Origin of the sequence: Sphingomonas ginkgonis, assembly GCF_003970925.1 — a bacterium.
In the GTDB taxonomy this organism is placed as follows: Bacteria; Pseudomonadota; Alphaproteobacteria; order Sphingomonadales; family Sphingomonadaceae; genus Sphingomicrobium; species Sphingomicrobium ginkgonis.
This window is the reverse complement of sequence record NZ_RWJF01000001.1, coordinates 1,748,703-1,762,378: the sequence shown is the minus strand read 5'-3', so window position 1 is coordinate 1,762,378 and position 13,676 is coordinate 1,748,703. Positions and strand designations below refer to the sequence as shown.

The 13,676-nt window shown below is 70.0% G+C and carries 19 protein-coding genes; 10 read left to right on the top strand and 9 right to left on the bottom strand.

Features of this window, described 5'->3' with window-relative positions; all coding sequences use genetic code 11:
* The first annotated feature begins 32 nt into the window (after positions 1-32).
* Complete coding sequence (locus tag HMF7854_RS08580) at positions 33-800, top strand: pseudouridine synthase (RefSeq protein WP_239016911.1); 768 nt, start codon at positions 33-35, stop codon at positions 798-800.
* On the top strand, positions 797-1,336 hold the full coding sequence (gene rsmD, locus HMF7854_RS08575; protein ID WP_126718722.1) for a 16S rRNA (guanine(966)-N(2))-methyltransferase RsmD: 540 nt from the start codon (positions 797-799) through the stop codon (positions 1,334-1,336). Before HMF7854_RS08580 ends, rsmD begins: the two co-directional genes overlap by 4 nt.
* On the opposite strand, the gene HMF7854_RS15750 is transcribed toward rsmD, so the two are convergent.
* Complete coding sequence (locus HMF7854_RS15750) at positions 1,333-1,677, bottom strand: hypothetical protein (RefSeq protein WP_185829213.1); 345 nt, start codon at positions 1,675-1,677, stop codon at positions 1,333-1,335. The two genes, rsmD and HMF7854_RS15750, sit on opposite strands and share 4 nt — an antisense overlap.
* Positions 1,678-1,693: 16 nt before the next feature.
* A complete protein-coding gene (locus tag HMF7854_RS08565; protein ID WP_126718720.1) occupies positions 1,694-2,293 on the bottom strand; it encodes an SOS response-associated peptidase in 600 nt (199 codons plus the stop codon).
* Between the two features lie 108 nt (positions 2,294-2,401).
* On the opposite strand from HMF7854_RS08565, the gene HMF7854_RS08560 reads away from it, so the two are divergent.
* Together HMF7854_RS08560 and HMF7854_RS08555 are read left to right on the top strand one after the other, a co-directional pair.
* A complete protein-coding gene (locus HMF7854_RS08560) occupies positions 2,402-2,713 on the top strand; it encodes a glycine zipper domain-containing protein (protein WP_126718719.1) in 312 nt (103 codons plus the stop codon).
* Between the two features lie 59 nt (positions 2,714-2,772).
* Positions 2,773-3,852 carry a hypothetical protein gene (locus HMF7854_RS08555; RefSeq protein WP_126718718.1) on the top strand — a complete coding sequence of 360 codons (1,080 nt, stop codon included), beginning with the start codon at positions 2,773-2,775 and terminating at the stop codon, positions 3,850-3,852.
* 41 nt (positions 3,853-3,893) lie between these two features.
* Here HMF7854_RS08555 and HMF7854_RS08550 read toward each other — a convergent pair whose 3' ends face one another.
* The 4 genes from HMF7854_RS08550 to hrcA form a co-directional block, all read right to left on the bottom strand.
* On the bottom strand, positions 3,894-4,238 hold the full coding sequence (locus HMF7854_RS08550; RefSeq protein ID WP_126718717.1) for a DUF2794 domain-containing protein: 345 nt from the start codon (positions 4,236-4,238) through the stop codon (positions 3,894-3,896).
* On the bottom strand, positions 4,235-4,933 hold the full coding sequence (cysE, locus tag HMF7854_RS08545; protein ID WP_126718716.1) for a serine O-acetyltransferase: 699 nt from the start codon (positions 4,931-4,933) through the stop codon (positions 4,235-4,237). Before cysE ends, HMF7854_RS08550 begins: the two co-directional genes overlap by 4 nt.
* Before the next feature lie 91 nt (positions 4,934-5,024).
* Positions 5,025-5,564, bottom strand: a complete 540-nt coding sequence (grpE, locus tag HMF7854_RS08540) for a nucleotide exchange factor GrpE (protein WP_126720140.1) — start codon at positions 5,562-5,564, stop codon at positions 5,025-5,027.
* Positions 5,564-6,604, bottom strand: a complete 1,041-nt coding sequence (gene hrcA / locus HMF7854_RS08535) for a heat-inducible transcriptional repressor HrcA (RefSeq protein ID WP_126720139.1) — start codon at positions 6,602-6,604, stop codon at positions 5,564-5,566. Before hrcA ends, grpE begins: the two co-directional genes overlap by 1 nt.
* A gap of 68 nt (positions 6,605-6,672) precedes the next feature.
* On the opposite strand from hrcA, the gene rph reads away from it, so the two are divergent.
* Together rph and rdgB are read left to right on the top strand one after the other, a co-directional pair.
* Positions 6,673-7,377 carry a ribonuclease PH gene (rph, locus tag HMF7854_RS08530; RefSeq protein WP_126718715.1) on the top strand — a complete coding sequence of 235 codons (705 nt, stop codon included), beginning with the start codon at positions 6,673-6,675 and terminating at the stop codon, positions 7,375-7,377.
* Positions 7,374-7,976, top strand: a complete 603-nt coding sequence (gene rdgB, locus HMF7854_RS08525; RefSeq protein WP_239016909.1) for an RdgB/HAM1 family non-canonical purine NTP pyrophosphatase — start codon at positions 7,374-7,376, stop codon at positions 7,974-7,976. The genes rph and rdgB overlap by 4 nt, the downstream gene beginning before the upstream one ends.
* Here the strand turns inward: rdgB and HMF7854_RS08520 are convergent.
* The gene (locus HMF7854_RS08520) at positions 7,973-8,578 is read right to left on the bottom strand and encodes a CAP domain-containing protein (RefSeq protein WP_221766422.1); all 606 of its coding nucleotides are present in this window, start codon (positions 8,576-8,578) and stop codon (positions 7,973-7,975) included. The genes rdgB and HMF7854_RS08520 overlap by 4 nt on opposite strands.
* A gap of 16 nt (positions 8,579-8,594) precedes the next feature.
* On the opposite strand from HMF7854_RS08520, the gene hemW reads away from it, so the two are divergent.
* Complete coding sequence (gene hemW / locus HMF7854_RS08515) at positions 8,595-9,770, top strand: radical SAM family heme chaperone HemW (RefSeq protein ID WP_126718712.1); 1,176 nt, start codon at positions 8,595-8,597, stop codon at positions 9,768-9,770.
* A gap of 4 nt (positions 9,771-9,774) precedes the next feature.
* Here the strand turns inward: hemW and HMF7854_RS08510 are convergent, their stop codons facing one another.
* Positions 9,775-10,158 carry a hypothetical protein gene (locus HMF7854_RS08510; RefSeq protein ID WP_126718711.1) on the bottom strand — a complete coding sequence of 128 codons (384 nt, stop codon included), beginning with the start codon at positions 10,156-10,158 and terminating at the stop codon, positions 9,775-9,777.
* 79 nt (positions 10,159-10,237) lie between these two features.
* Positions 10,238-11,365, bottom strand: coding sequence for a penicillin-binding protein activator (locus tag HMF7854_RS08505; RefSeq protein ID WP_126718710.1), 1,128 nt, complete (start codon positions 11,363-11,365; stop codon positions 10,238-10,240).
* A gap of 13 nt (positions 11,366-11,378) precedes the next feature.
* Here HMF7854_RS08505 and rsmI point away from each other — a divergent pair, with 13 nt between their 5' ends.
* Genes rsmI through gshB form a run of 3 tightly spaced genes read left to right on the top strand, consistent with a single transcriptional unit; the run spans position 11,379 to position 13,557 of the window.
* Positions 11,379-12,215 (top strand): 16S rRNA (cytidine(1402)-2'-O)-methyltransferase, encoded by an 837-nt coding sequence (gene rsmI, locus HMF7854_RS08500; RefSeq protein ID WP_126720138.1) that lies wholly within the window; start codon positions 11,379-11,381, stop codon positions 12,213-12,215.
* The gene (locus HMF7854_RS08495; RefSeq protein WP_126718709.1) at positions 12,212-12,565 is read left to right on the top strand and encodes a YraN family protein; all 354 of its coding nucleotides are present in this window, start codon (positions 12,212-12,214) and stop codon (positions 12,563-12,565) included. The genes rsmI and HMF7854_RS08495 overlap by 4 nt, the downstream gene beginning before the upstream one ends.
* Positions 12,566-12,597: 32 nt before the next feature.
* Positions 12,598-13,557 carry a glutathione synthase gene (gene gshB, locus HMF7854_RS08490; RefSeq protein ID WP_126718708.1) on the top strand — a complete coding sequence of 320 codons (960 nt, stop codon included), beginning with the start codon at positions 12,598-12,600 and terminating at the stop codon, positions 13,555-13,557.
* Positions 13,558-13,676: the final 119 nt, after the last annotated feature.

Below are 13,676 nucleotides of genomic sequence, written 5' to 3'. Positions count from 1 at the left end.
ACGTGCCCCCGGAACGATCCAGCCGCAAAGCGGTGCCGTCAAGGCGAACGGCGCACGCCGGCCCGCCCCAGCCGCGGGACAGCGGACCGCAGCGGATCGCCAAGCTGCTCGCCCGCGCCGGCGTCGCGTCACGCCGCGACATCGAGCGGATGATCGAGGACGGCCGTATCGGCCTCAACGGCGAGAAGGTCACCAAGCCCGCCACCCTGCTCACTGATCTCAGGGGCGTGACGGTCGACGGCCAGCCGGTCAAGGCGGCCGAGCGCAGCCGCCTGTTTCGCTTCTACAAGCCGCCGGGCTCGCTTACCGCGGCGCGCGATCCCAAGGGCCGTCCTACGATCTACGACCGGCTCCCGCCCGGCCTTCCCCGCCTCATGCCGGTCGGCCGGCTCGACTTCATGACCGAGGGACTGCTGCTGCTCACCAACGACGGGGAACTCAAGCGCAAGCTCGAGCTGCCGAGCAGCGGGGTCGTCCGCCACTATCGCGCCCGCGCCTTCGGTGACGTCACCCAGGCCCAGCTCGAGGAGCTCAGCGAAGGCGTCGAGATCGAAGGCGTCCGCTACGGCAGCATCGACGCCAATCTGGAACGACGGACCGGGCGCAACTGCTGGGTCGAGATGAGCCTGACCGAGGGCAAGAACCGCGAGGTCCGCCGAGTCCTCGCGCATCTCGGGCTGCAGGTCTCCCGCCTGATCCGCACCGCTTATGGTCCCTTCCTGCTCGATGGCCTCGCTCCCGGCGACGCCGACGAGGTCGAGCGCGAGACGCTGTTCCGCTTCAAGTCGGGCCTGAAGTGAGGATCATCGCCGGCGAGTGGCGGGGCCGGCGCCTCGTCGCGCCCACGGGGGAAGCGACACGGCCGACCGCCGACCGCACCCGCGAGACGCTCTTCTCCATGCTCGCGAGCCGGCTCGGCTCGTTCGACGGCTTGCGCGTTGCCGATCTCTTCGCCGGCAGCGGCGCGCTGGGGCTCGAAGCGCTGTCACGCGGGGCCGCCTTCGCCTGCTTCGTCGAGCAGGACCGCGAGGCACTGCGAGCGATCCGCGCCAATCTCGAGGCGCTCGGCGCGATCGCCCGCGCGCAGCTCCGCCCCGGCTCGGCGCAGGCGCTCCCCGCGTCGGCGCCGTTCGACCTGGTTCTCGCCGATCCGCCCTACAGCGTCGGCAGCGGCAGCGCCGTGGTGCGCTCGGTGCTGGGTGCCGGCTGGCTGGCGGGCGGCGGATGGCTGGCGATCGAAACCGCCCGTGGCGAGCCGGTCGAGCCGGCCGGGCTCGCGCTCGACGCCGAGCGCGACACCGGCGCCGCCCGCCTGACCCTGCTCCGCCGCGGCTAGGCCTTCTTCGGCAGCTTGTCCGCCGGCTTGGCCGGCTCGCCGCCGAGCTGCTGGACCAGCCGCGCGCCGACCGCAGCCGCCGCCGCCTTGCCGGCCGCCTTGAGCGCGTCCTTCGAGGCCAGCTCCTTGGGGTCGAGCTTGCCCGACGCGGCGACCGCGGCGATCGCCGCCATCGCGCCCGCCGCTACCAGCTCGGAGACGATCGGGTTCTCGATGATCTTCTCGAGCGTATCGAGCGCCTTGTTGCCGAGGTCCTGGCCCTGCGGCGCGGCCGTGGCCGACGCCTTCTTGGCCCTCTTGCCGCCCTTCTTCTTGGCCGGCTTGTCCTTTTCCTTCGCCATTCTTCCTCCTTGCAGTTCAGACCAGCCGGCGCATCTCCGCGTCGGCGAAAGGCTGGGCCAGCGCGCACGCGCTGGCATGGTCATTGTCGAGCCACTCGGCGATCTGCCCGGGCCGAAGCATCACCGGCATCGCCTTGGGATGGATTTCCCCCACCACGCTGTTCGCGGCGCAGGTCAGGAAGGCCATGAACGGCCGCTCGGGGCCGGGCCGCCAGATGCCCGGGAAGGCGAACCACGGCTCGTCCTCCTCGTGCAGCCCGAACCACACCTTGGCCTTGCGCTTAGTCTCCGGATCGGGCTGCTCGGTCCACTCGCAGAAGCGGGTCACCGGCACCACGCAGCGCCGCACCGGGTTGACCAGCGCGTTGCGCCAGAACGGGCTTTCCAGGTTGCGGACGTTGGTGACCGACCGTCCCTTTGCGGCCTGTGGCCCGGGAAAGCCCCACTCCATCAACTCGAGCTTGAGCTTGCCCGGCTCGGGGCGGAACAGCACCGGGGCGAGCTTGCCCGGGTAGATCTCGTCGAACGGTGGAAGGTTGGCGGTATCGCCATCAAACGCGCCGATCACACTGCGCATCGCTTCCACCGTCGCGGTCATGGAGTAGAGATTGCAGATTCGCCGGGCTCCCTCGCAATGGCCGGAAACGTTGTTTTAGGTTCATGCAACCCGGCGTCGAGCCGAACCGTTCCTCTCTGCGAACGAAACTTTCAAGGGAGACTTCATATGCGCAAGATGGTCATGGCGCTCGCCGCCACCTCGATGGCGCTTCCGGCCACCTCGGTCATGCTGCCGACCGTTGCTGGCGCCCAGAACTACAACAACGGCTACTACCAGGGTCGCGTGTGGCGCGATCAGGATGGCCGCTATCGCTGCAAGCGCGGCAACGGCACCACCGGGCTCCTGCTTGGCGCAGGCGGCGGCGCCCTCGTCGGCAGCGCGCTGGGTGGCACTACCACCACCATTCTCGGCGCCGCGGCGGGTGGCCTCCTCGGTCGTCACATCGACCGCAAGAACAGCCGCTATCGGTGTCGATAAGACTGTATTGACTGTATAATACAGCATGGTAGGCTCCTTCCCTGACAGGAGGAGCCGCCATGTACAGTCAGAATGATCTCGACGAGGCGGTGGCCGCCGGCGCGCTAAGCGCCGAGGCCGCCGCCTCTTTTCGTTCGCACGTAGAGCTGCAACGGCGGCTGCCGCTGGCCGACGAGGAGGATTTTCGCCTTCTCACTGGCTTCAACGACATCTTTGTCAGCATTGCCTCGCTGATCCTGCTCTTTTCGCTGGCTTGGCTCGGGACTGAGTTTGGGCCGCGCATTCCGACCGATGGCCCGTCGCCCCTTTCCGGCGCGCTGATCGCGGCGGCGAGCTGGGGCCTGGCGCTCTTCTTCACGGCCCGGCGGCGGATGGCGCTACCCTCGATCATCCTTCTCATCGCCTTCGTCGGCGGGCTGTTCGAGGCCGTCGGGGCGAGCCTGGTTATCGCCATCGGACCCAACAGCTTCGACAATGATGCCATGCTCTCCGGGCTGGTCGCCGCGACCGCGGCAGGCATTGCCGCGCTGGGCGCCTGGCTGCACTGGCGCCGCTTCCGGGTCCCGATCACCATCGCGGCGGGCGCCGCGGCGGTGTCGGTCATCGCTGTCTCCCTGCTCTTCTCGGCGATCGGCAAGCAGCCGAACGCGATGGACCTGATCCTCGGCTTCGTCCTGCTGCTCGGCCTCGCCGTCTTCTTCCTCGCCATGCGCTGGGACGGCAGCGATCCTGCGCGGGTCACCCGGCGAAGCGACGTCGCCTTCTGGCTCCACCTGCTCGCCGCGCCGATGATCGTCCACCCGATCTTCGCGCTGCTCGGGCTCAACCATGGCGCGACCAGCGCCGGGGGTGCCGCAACCGTGGTCCTGCTCTACGTGCTGCTGGGCGTCGTCGCGCTGGCGGTCGACCGCCGTGCGCTGCTGGTCTCGGCACTCGCCTACGTTCTGTACGCGATGACCCGGATCGTCTCGCCCGAGCTCAGCGTCGCGCTGCCCACGCTGATCATCGGCTCGGCGCTGCTCCTCCTGTCGGCCTTCTGGCAGCAGGCGCGGGCGGCGATCGTGGCGCCGCTGCCAGGCAACCTGCGGGCCTACCTGCCGCTGGTGCAGCGGCACGAGGCAGCGGCCGCGGCGGCCTGAAAACGCGGAGCCCCGCCGCGCCAGCGGCGGCGGGCCCTGCCCTACTCTTCGATCAACCGGAGCAGGCGCCTTTCGAGCGGGGCGAGTACCGGCTGCAGTTCGTGACCCCGCTTCAGCACCGCGCCATGCTCGCTGATCAGCGCCCAGGCGCCCTGCTTCTGGCGCAGCGCGGGACGCTTCTCGATCCGGATCTCGGGGCGCTCGGCCGCGCGGCGGAAGGCAGCGAAGCTCGCGACGTCGGTGGAGAAATCCATCGCATAGTCGCGCCAGTGCCCGGCCGCGACCATCCGGCCGTAGAGATCGAGGATCCGCTGCAGCTCGGCCCGGTCGAAGGCGGTAATGGAGCGCCGGTCCCGCGGATGCGGAAACGGCGTGACGACGCTCAAGCGCTCTTCACCTGCGGCCCGGCGACGGCAACGACCGGCGCTGGCGGGTGGGTCCGAAGCGCGGCGACCTCGCGGCGCAGTGCCTCGATCTCGCCCTCCAGCTCGACGATCCGCGCCCGGACGGGGTCGCAGTCCTCGCCGCACAGCGTCCCGTAGGGGACGAAGCCGGGGCTGTAGTGGACCGTGTCGACTGGGACCGGCTTGGCCGGGATGCCGACCATCGTCGCGCCGGGCTGGACGTCCTTGGTGACGACGGCGTTGGCGCCGACCTTGGCACCCGCGCCGACGTCGATCGGTCCCAGCACCTGCGCGCCCGAACCGATCACGACCCCGTCGCGCAGCGTCGGGTGGCGCTTGCCGGCAACCCCCGTCGAGGGATTGGTCCCGCCCAGCGTGACGTTCTGGTAGATGGTGACGTCGTCGCCGATCTCCGCCGTCTCGCCGATCACCGTGAAGCCATGGTCGATGAAGAAGTTGCGGCCGATCCGCGCCCCCGGGTGGATGTCAATCGACGTCAGGAAGCGCGAGACATGGTTGACCAGCCGAGCAAGGAAATAGAGCCGCCCGACGTACAGCCAGTGGCCGACCCGGTGCAGGCCGAGTGCCCACACGCCGGGATAGAGCAGGATTTCCCAGCGGTTGCGGGCAGCGGGATCCCGCGCCTTCACGCTGTCGAGATAATCGATCAGGGACACAGGGCCGCCCGTCCTCACGTCTGTTCGCCCGTAATGTAAGGCGCGGGCGGCGCTTTTGCCAGCTTGGCGCCGCCCGAGATCCCGTTTCGGGTCAGGGCTTGCGTGCCACGCCGACCAGCGACGGGCGCAGCAACCGCTCCTTCAACATGTAGCCGGACTGCATTTCGTCGATGATCGTGCCGGCTTCGTGCTGGTCGCTCGGCACCTCCATCATCGCCTGGTGGCGGTTGGGATCGAGCGGCAGGCCGCGCGCCTCGATCCGGCTGATTCCATGTCGCGAGAAGACGCTGTCCAGCTCGCGGAGGGTGGCCTGGATGCCCGACACGAAGTTGGTGACGTTCTGGTCAGTGCTCTCCGGCACATGCCCGAGCGCGCGCTCGAGATGGTCGCGCACCGCCAGCAGGTCACGCGCAAAGCCGGTGTTGGCGTAGGCCGCCGCGTCGAGCTTCTCCTTCTCCAGGCGGCGGCGGACGTTCTGCATCTCGGCGGCTGCGTAGAGCGCCTTGCTGTTCGCCTCCTCAAGCTGCTTCTCGAGCTCGGCCACGCGGTCATGCTCCTGCAGTTCGGGCGCGACATCGGCCGTCACGTTGCGGATATTGTCGGCTTCCTGGTGCAGGTCTTGTTCGTCCATCATCCCATCAATCTCGTCAGTGCTTGCGCAGTAAAATCCACCATGGGGACCACGCGCGCATAGTTCAACCGCGTGGGCCCGATCACCCCGACAACGCCAAGCACCTGCCCTTCGCTCCCGCGATAGGGCGCGGCGATCACGCTGGAGCCCGACAAAGCGAACATCCGGTTCTCGGAACCGATGAAGATCCGGCAGCCCTCGCCTTCCTGCGCACCCTCCAGCAGCCGGACGATCTCCTGCCGATCCTCCAGCTCGTCGAGCAGGCTTCGGACCCGCTCGAGATCGGCCGCCGCATGCTCGTCGACGAGGTTGGCCTGACCCCGAACGATCAGCACCGGGCGGCGGGCATTGTCCTGCCCCCACGCCACCAGCCCGGCCGCGACCAGCTCCGCCGCCACCGTGTCGATCGCCTCGCGCCTTTCGCGGATCTCCTGCCGGAGCCGCGCTTCGGCCTCTCCGAGCGTGAGTCCGGCGAGCGTCGCGCTGACGTAGTTGGCGACCTCGGCGAGTCCCGCCGCGCTGGTTCCGGGCGGCAATGCCACGACGCGGTTCTCGACGCTCCCGTCGGCACCGACCAGCACCGCCAGCGCCTGCCCGGGCGAGAGCATGACGAAGCCGAGCTGGCGCAGCCGCAGCTCGCGCTTGGGGGCGACGATCACCCCGGCGCAGGCGGACAGGCCGGACAGGGCCGCCGTCGCCGCCGCCAGTCGCTCCTCGACCGGGCGGTTGCCGCCGCGGATCTCGGCTTCGATCGCCGCCCGCTCACGCGCGCCCGGCAGGTGCGTCTGCATGATCCCGTCGACGAACAGGCGGAGACCCGTCTCGGTCGGGATCCGTCCCGCCGACGTGTGCGGGTGGGTGAGCAGCCCGCGCTCCTCCAATTCCTGCATGACGGACCGGATCGAGGCCGAGGACAGGTTGACGCTCCCCGCCAGCGCCTTCGACCCGACCGGCTGGCCGCGGTCCAGATAGGCTTCCACCACCAGCCCGAAGATCGAGCGCATGCGGTCGTTCAGTTCGGGCAGCGGCAGGCCGGTCATCGTCCTTTCCATCTAGGATTGGCGGCAAGCCGGGTCTAGGGACCGCCCGAACCAACAAGGAGACCTGCATGCGCCCGTCCGGCCGCGCCCCCGACCAGATGCGCGAGCTGCGCTTCGAGCCCGGCTTCACCAAGCACGCCGAGGGCAGCTGTCTGGTCAGCTTCGGCGACACTCGAGTGCTCGTCACCGCCAGCCTCGAGGAGCGGGTCCCGCCTTTCCTTCGCGGCAAGGGCCAGGGCTGGGTCACCGCCGAATATGGCATGCTCCCCCGTGCCACCCACACCCGCGGCAGCCGCGAGGCGGCCAAGGGCAAGCAGTCGGGCCGGACGCAGGAAATCCAGCGCCTGATCGGCCGCTCGCTGCGCGCCGTGGTCGACCTGCAGAAGCTCGGCGAGCGGCAGATCACCGTCGACTGCGACGTGATCCAGGCCGACGGCGGCACCCGTACTGCCTCGATCAGCGGCGCCTGGGTCGCGCTGAGGCTCGCGGTCGACACGCTCAAGCTCGACGTCGACCCGATCATGACGCAGGTCGCCGCGGTCAGCTGCGGCATCCACGGTGGACAGGCGGTTCTTGATCTCGACTATGTCGAGGATTCCAGCGCGGGCAGCGATGGAAACTTCGTCCTGACCAGCGACGGCAATATCGTCGAGGCCCAGGTCAGCGCGGAAGGCGCCACCTTCGACGACGAAAGCCTGCTCCGACTCCTCCGCCTTGCCCGCATCGGCTGCGGCGAGATCTTCGAGGGCCAGCGCCGGGCGGTCGGCCGGTGAAGCGCCCGACGAAGCTCGTCATCGCCACCCACAACAAGGGCAAGCTGCGCGAGATCCGCGCCCTGCTCGGGCCGCTTGGGATCGAGTGCGTCGGCGCCGAGGAGCTCGACCTTCCCGAGCCCGAGGAGACCGGCAACAGCTTCGTCGACAATGCCGAGTTGAAGGCGCGGCAGGCGGCCGACCTTTCCGGTCTTCCCGCGCTGTCAGACGACAGCGGCCTGTGCGTCGACGCGCTCCACGGCCGTCCGGGCATCTTCTCCGCCCGCTGGGCCGAGGACGAGGCCGGCAATCGTGACTGGCATCGCGCGATGGAGAAGGTCTGGACCGAGACGGAGGCGGCCGGCGAGGACGCCGGACAGGACGCTCACTTCGCCTGTGCGCTTTCGCTGGCGTGGCCGGACGGTGCGATTGAAAGCTTCGAGGGGCGGGTCGACGGCACGCTGGTCTGGCCGCCGCGCGGCGAACGCGGCTTCGGCTACGACCCGATGTTCGTCGCGAGCGGCCGTGAGCAGAGCTTCGGCGAGATGGACCCGGCGGAGAAGCACGCTATCAGCCATCGCGCGGATGCTTTCCGCAAGCTGGTCGCGGCGCTCTCCTAGGGGAGCGGCGCGAGCGGGTCTCCCGCCGCCACCGTCAGCGCCGCGACGCTAAGCCGGGCCCCTCCAGGGACCAGCGCCGTCCCGTCCTTGTTCCCGGTCGGAGCATAGCGGCACACCAAATAGTCGGTTGTCGCGCTCGACGCGGTTGCGCAGCCGACCTCGGTCGTCGTCGGCCAGACAATCTGGGTATAATGTCCGACGTCGTGCCAGCTGCCGGTGCGGCTGATCGCCGGGAAGACCCCCGGCTGAAACAGCGCGTCCTCGTCGACCATCAGCCCGATCATCACCTCGTAGCCGAACACACCGCGCTGGCCGCGCCAGAGGTTCTCGCCCATCAGCTTGCGCCGGCCGGGCGTCGGGTCGTGCTGGTAGATGCCGGTGACCGCCATCTGCGCGGCATAGGCCTGCGCGGCCGCCGCCAGGCCCTCGTTCCAGGTCAGCGGCGCGACGCCGAACCGCCGCCGGGCGTCGTTGTGGAGGCGCAGCGCGGTCCTGCGCAGCAGCGCGTCGCCGCGGTCGGCGGCCTGGGGCCAGTTGGCGCTGGGACGGTCGGGCGTGACTGCCGCCGTCGCTGTGCATGGCAGGGCAAGCAGAAGCAGCATAAGAGCGCGCGTGATCATGGTTCGCGATTCTGCCGCCCCAAGCATTAACAACTCCTCTTCGGAGAACGCGCTAGCATTATATGTTCACTGGCCTTTCTGTGTATCCAAATGTCCTTATTGTGACTTCAATTCTCACGTCCGGAGCGACATCGACCAGTCGATTTGGCGCGAGGCGTTGCTCGCGGACCTCACTTATGAGGCACGCCGGCTGCCCGGACGGCGGCTGACCAGCATCTTCTTCGGCGGCGGCACCCCCTCGCTGATGGACCCGCGCACCGTCGCCGCGCTGATCGATGCCGCGACGACCCACTGGCGGCCGGCCGGCGACGTCGAGATCACGCTCGAGGCCAACCCTTCCTCGGTTGAGGCCGAGCGCTTCGCGGATCTCGCCGCCGCGGGAGTCAACCGGGTCAGCCTCGGTCTCCAGTCACTCGATGACAGAGCGCTACGCTTCCTCGGCCGAGCGCACGGTGTCGAGGAGGGGCTGGCGGCACTGGCCAACGCCCAGCAGCAGTTCGCGCGGGTCAGCTTCGATCTCATCTACGCCCTGCCCTGCCAGACCGCCGGGCAATGGGCGACGATGCTCGACCGGGCGCTTAGCTTCGGCACCGGCCACCTCTCGCTCTATCAGCTGACGATCGAGCCGGGCACGCGCTTCGCCGCGCTCCACGCCGCGGGCAAGCTCGAACCGCTCGCCACCGATGCCGCCGCCGACCTGTTCGAGCAGACCCAGGAACGCACCGCTGCCGCCGGCCTGCCCGCCTACGAGATCAGCAATCACGCCCGTCCGGGCGAGGAGAGCCGGCACAATCTCACCTACTGGCGCTATCGCGACTATGCCGGGATCGGCCCCGGCGCGCATGGCCGCCGCCTAGGCGAGCGGACGGTGCGCCACCGCAAGCCGGAGAATTTTCTCTCGGGTCTCGCGCGCAACGGCCACGGCATGGTGGAGGCGGCGCCGCTCACGCCCGTCGAGGCGGCGCACGAGGCGCTGGTCATGGGCCTTCGGCTGGCCGAGGGCATCGATCCGGACCGCCTCGCCGCGAGGACCGGAGCGCCACTGATCGACGAGCGAAAGGTCGCCAGCCTCGTCGCGCACGGGCTGGTCGCCCGCACGCCCGGTCACCTCGCGCTGACGGAGCCCGGCCGGTTGCTGCTCGACTCGATCCTCGCCGAAGTCGCCGCGAACTGAGCGCCTACTTCGGAACAACCGCCGGCTGAGCGGGCGGGGTCCCGGGCGGCGCAGCCGCGGTCACCGGCTTGGCGTCGAGCGGCGTGGCGCGGGCGCGGAAATGCCCGACCGCGTCCTTGTAAAAATCCTCGATCATCTGCTGGTCGTCGGCTTCCGCCTGCTTGCGGCCGACACCGTGGGTCGTGTCGAACTTGATCAGCGACGCCTTGAGCCGCTCGCCGTCCGCTCCGCACGCCTGGCGAAGGAAGGCATCGACGTCCTCCGCCGCCACCTTCTGCTCGCTCCCTCTGGTGGTCGCTGCGGCGAGGCACTTCATGAAGCTCTGGCGCTGGGCGTCGATGACGGGTCCCTGCAGCATCATCGTCAGCGCGATCGAAAGCGTGACCATGGCCCCTGCTCTCCTCTCTCTCGAAGAGCGGCAGCATGACTCTTTTCACTCGTGGCGGAAACGCCGTATTTCTGCGGTTCTAAGCCCCGAAGCTGGTCGCTGCCGGGCTCACCACCTCGCTGCCCGCGGCAGTGACCCGCCGGACCTCGAGCGCGCGCTGGGCGATGCCGTTGCGGCCGAAGCGGAAGATCCCGTCGACCCCGGCGAAGCCGTCGCTGTCGAGCAGCTGACGAACCGGGAAGCGCTTGTTGGCACTCCAGCCCCGCGCGGCTCGTATCGTCAGCAGCACGGCGTCGTAGCCGAGGCTGCTGATGCGGAACGGCGCGCTCCCGAAGCGAGCCCGGTAGCGCTGGACGAACTGACCGTAGCGCTGGTTGGGCGCCGCCGCGAACAGCGCACCGCGGAGCGCGGGCGAGGCGCCGAGGTCGCGCTCGCCGGCCCACAGCTCGGTGCCGAGCAGGCGGCGCTGCGGCCCCGGCTTGAGTACCGCGGCCGCTGACGCTGCAGCCCGCGCGCCATCCGCCACCAGCACCGCATCGGGGCTGCCGGCGGCGATCGCGCGAGCCGCGCCGCGCAGTCCGTCGGCGGTGCGGCCATAGGTCTGGGCGCCTGCGACCACCCCGCCGCTCCGCTGCACCGCCGCCGCGAAGGCGGGTGCCGCCCGCTCGCCGTAGATGGTCTGCGGGGTCAAGGCGGCGAAGCGCGCCGCGCCCTGCTGACGCGTGTAGCGGACCACCCGGTCGATCGATTGCCCGGGCGTGATGCCGAGGATGTAGACGCCGTTCCCCGCGACGCTCTCGTCGTTGGAGAAGGCCACCACCGGCACGTTGGCCCGCGCCGCCACGGGCGCCACCGCGCGCACGTCGGCGGCGAGCAGCGGCCCGAGCACCAGCCGGTTGCCGTCACCGAGTGCCTGGAACATCGCCGCCGCGGCGCCCGCCCGGTTGCTGTCGTAGACCTTGAGGCGAAGCGCCTGGTTGCCGCTGTCGAGCAGCGCAAGCCTGGCGGCGTTCGCCAGCGACTGGCCGACCGCGCCATTCTCGCCGGACAGGGGGACGATCACCGCCACCCCGTTGCTCGCCATCTCGCCGGGCGGACGGGGCAGCACCTGGGGCTCGTTGCCGCCCCCGCGCGCGCACCCCGCCAGCAGCGTGGCCGTCGCGGCCGCCCAGAGCCAAGCTTGCCGCAGGGTGAGGGAAGATGTCATGGCACGTCACCTTATGGACGAACGTCTCGCTCCCGGCCTCTATATCGTGGCGACGCCGATCGGCAATCTTGGCGACATGACGTCGCGCGCCGCCGACGTTCTGCGTCGGGCCGACCGCGTCCTGGTCGAGGATCGCCGGGTCAGCGCGCGCCTGCTCCAGCACGTCGGCTCGACGGCGCGGATGATCAACTACACCGACCATACGAGCGAGGCCGAGCGCGACTCGATCCTGGCGCTGCTTGCCGATCACGCCATCGCGCTGATCAGCGATGCCGGCACGCCGCTCATCTCGGACCCGGGCTACAAGCTGGTCCGGGACGCCCGAGCCGCTGGCCATCCGGTGAACACCCTCCCCGGCCCCTGCGCGGCGGTCGCGGCGCTGACGCTGGCCGGGCTGCCGACCGACCGGTTCCTCTTCCTCGGCTTTCTTCCCGCAAAGGAGAAGGCGCGCGCCGAGGCGATCGCCGAGGTCGCCGGCATCCGCGCCAGCCTCGTCCTCTACGAAAGTGGCCCACGCCTCGGCGACACGCTCGCCGCGCTCGCCGACGGACTCGGCGCCCGCGAGGCGGCGGTCGCGCGCGAGCTCACCAAGCTGCACGAGGAATGCGTGACGGGAACGCTCGCGACCCTCGCCGACCGCTATGCCGACGCGCCGCCGCGCGGCGAGATCGTGATCGTCGTCGGTCCGCCGGCGCCGGCAGCGGAGGCGAGCGGCGAGGAACTCGACGAGGCACTCGCCGCCGCGCTCGCCAGCCAGTCGCCGTCCCGCGCTGCCGCCGATGTCGCCGCCGCGCTGAAGCTGCCCCGCAAGCGGGTCTACGCCCGCGCCCTCGAGCTCGCCGGCAAGTGAGGGACCGTGTCGCCGCCGAGGTTCGCGGGCGGCGCGCCGAGGCGCTCGCCGGGCTCTGGCTGCAGCTCAAGGGCTGGCGGATCCTCGCGCGCCGGGTGCGCGTCCCCGGCGGCGAGATCGACCTGGTCGCCAGGCGCGGCCGAACCCTCGCCTTCGTCGAGGTGAAGCAGCGCGCGACCGCCGGCGCCGCCAGCTACGCGCTCGACGAGCCGCGCCTCGCCCGGGTCGCCGCCGCAGCGGAGCAGCTCGCGCATCGATACGGCAACGGCTGCGACATGATCCGCATCGACGTCGTCTACATTGTCCCGGGTCGCCTTCCGCGCCACCAGGAGAATGTCTGGAGCGGGTGACAAAGCCGAACGGGTCGCCTAGTCGCCCCGGCATGAGCCTCCGCGTCGCCGTCCAGATGGACCCGCTGGAATCGATCGGCATCGCCGGCGACTCCACCTTCGCGCTGATGCTGTCCGCCCAGGCGCGCGGCCACCAGCTGTTCCACTATCTCGCCGACCAGCTGAGCTACGAGGATGGCCGGGTCTCCGCGCTGGCGCGGCCGGTCACGGTGCAGCGGGTCCAAGGTGACCATTTCGCGGCCGGAGAGCCGGTCCGTCTCGATCTCGCCCGCGACGTCGACGTGGTGCTGATGCGGCAGGATCCGCCGTTCGACATCGGCTACATCACCGCCACCTACCTGCTCGAGCGGATCGCCAGCGAAACGCTGGTGGTGAATGACCCCCGCTCGGTCCGCGACGCGCCCGAGAAGCTCTTCGTGCTCGACTTCGCGCGGTTCATGCCGCCGACGCTGATCACCCGCAGCCTCGCCGAGGTGCAGGCCTTCCGCGAAAGACATGGCGAGGTCGTGGTCAAGCCGCTCCACGGCAACGCCGGCGCGGCGGTCTTCAAGATCGGCCGCGACGGGGCGAACCTCGGCGCCCTTGCCGAGCTCTTCACCCATGTCTGGCGCGAGCCGTTCATCGTCCAGGCCTTCCTTCCAGCCGTGGCTGACGGCGACAAGCGGATCGTGCTGATCGACGGCGAGGTCGCCGGTGCGATCAACCGCCGGCCCGGCATGGGCGAAATCCGGTCCAACCTCGCCGCGGGCGGATCCGCGGAGAAGGTCGAGCTCACCGACCGCGAGCAGGAGATCTGCGCCGCCCTCGGGCCCGAACTCCGCCAGCGCGGCTTGCTGTTCGTCGGCATCGACGTGATCGGCGGCATGCTGACCGAGATCAACGTGACCTCTCCGACCGGGATCGTCGCCATCGACCGCTTCAACGGCACCGACACGCCCGCGCTGATCTGGGACGCGATCGAGCGCAGGCACGCCGAGCATCGTTCAACCTGAACCACCCGAGTCGCCGCCAGCCCGGCGACTTGCGCGACGCCGTTAATGGATCGGGAGACTGGTCGGCTTCGGATGGAAAGTTCGCGTTGTGCGAAACAGTTGGCCCGAGCCCGGCTCGG

Bases quoted from the DNA above. Each gene is read 5' to 3' on its own strand.
- gshB (WP_126718708.1), top strand. From the start codon at position 12,598: ATGAGCCTCCGCGTCGCCGTCCAGATGGACCCGCTGGAATCGATCGGC.
- HMF7854_RS08560 (WP_126718719.1), top strand. From the start codon at position 2,402: ATGCGCAAGATGGTCATGGCGCTCGCCGCCACCTCGATGGCGCTTCCG.
- grpE (WP_126720140.1), bottom strand. From the start codon at position 5,564: ATGGACGAACAAGACCTGCACCAGGAAGCCGACAATATCCGCAACGTG.
- hrcA (WP_126720139.1), bottom strand. From the start codon at position 6,604: ATGACCGGCCTGCCGCTGCCCGAACTGAACGACCGCATGCGCTCGATC.
- rph (WP_126718715.1), top strand. From the start codon at position 6,673: ATGCGCCCGTCCGGCCGCGCCCCCGACCAGATGCGCGAGCTGCGCTTC.
- HMF7854_RS08510 (WP_126718711.1), bottom strand. From the start codon at position 10,158: ATGGTCACGCTTTCGATCGCGCTGACGATGATGCTGCAGGGACCCGTC.
- HMF7854_RS15750 (WP_185829213.1), bottom strand. From the start codon at position 1,677: ATGGCGAAGGAAAAGGACAAGCCGGCCAAGAAGAAGGGCGGCAAGAGG.
- HMF7854_RS08555 (WP_126718718.1), top strand. From the start codon at position 2,773: ATGTACAGTCAGAATGATCTCGACGAGGCGGTGGCCGCCGGCGCGCTA.
- HMF7854_RS08520 (WP_221766422.1), bottom strand. From the start codon at position 8,578: ATGCTGCTTCTGCTTGCCCTGCCATGCACAGCGACGGCGGCAGTCACG.
- hemW (WP_126718712.1), top strand. From the start codon at position 8,595: ATGGTTCGCGATTCTGCCGCCCCAAGCATTAACAACTCCTCTTCGGAG.
- HMF7854_RS08505 (WP_126718710.1), bottom strand. From the start codon at position 11,365: ATGACATCTTCCCTCACCCTGCGGCAAGCTTGGCTCTGGGCGGCCGCG.
- rsmI (WP_126720138.1), top strand. From the start codon at position 11,379: ATGGACGAACGTCTCGCTCCCGGCCTCTATATCGTGGCGACGCCGATC.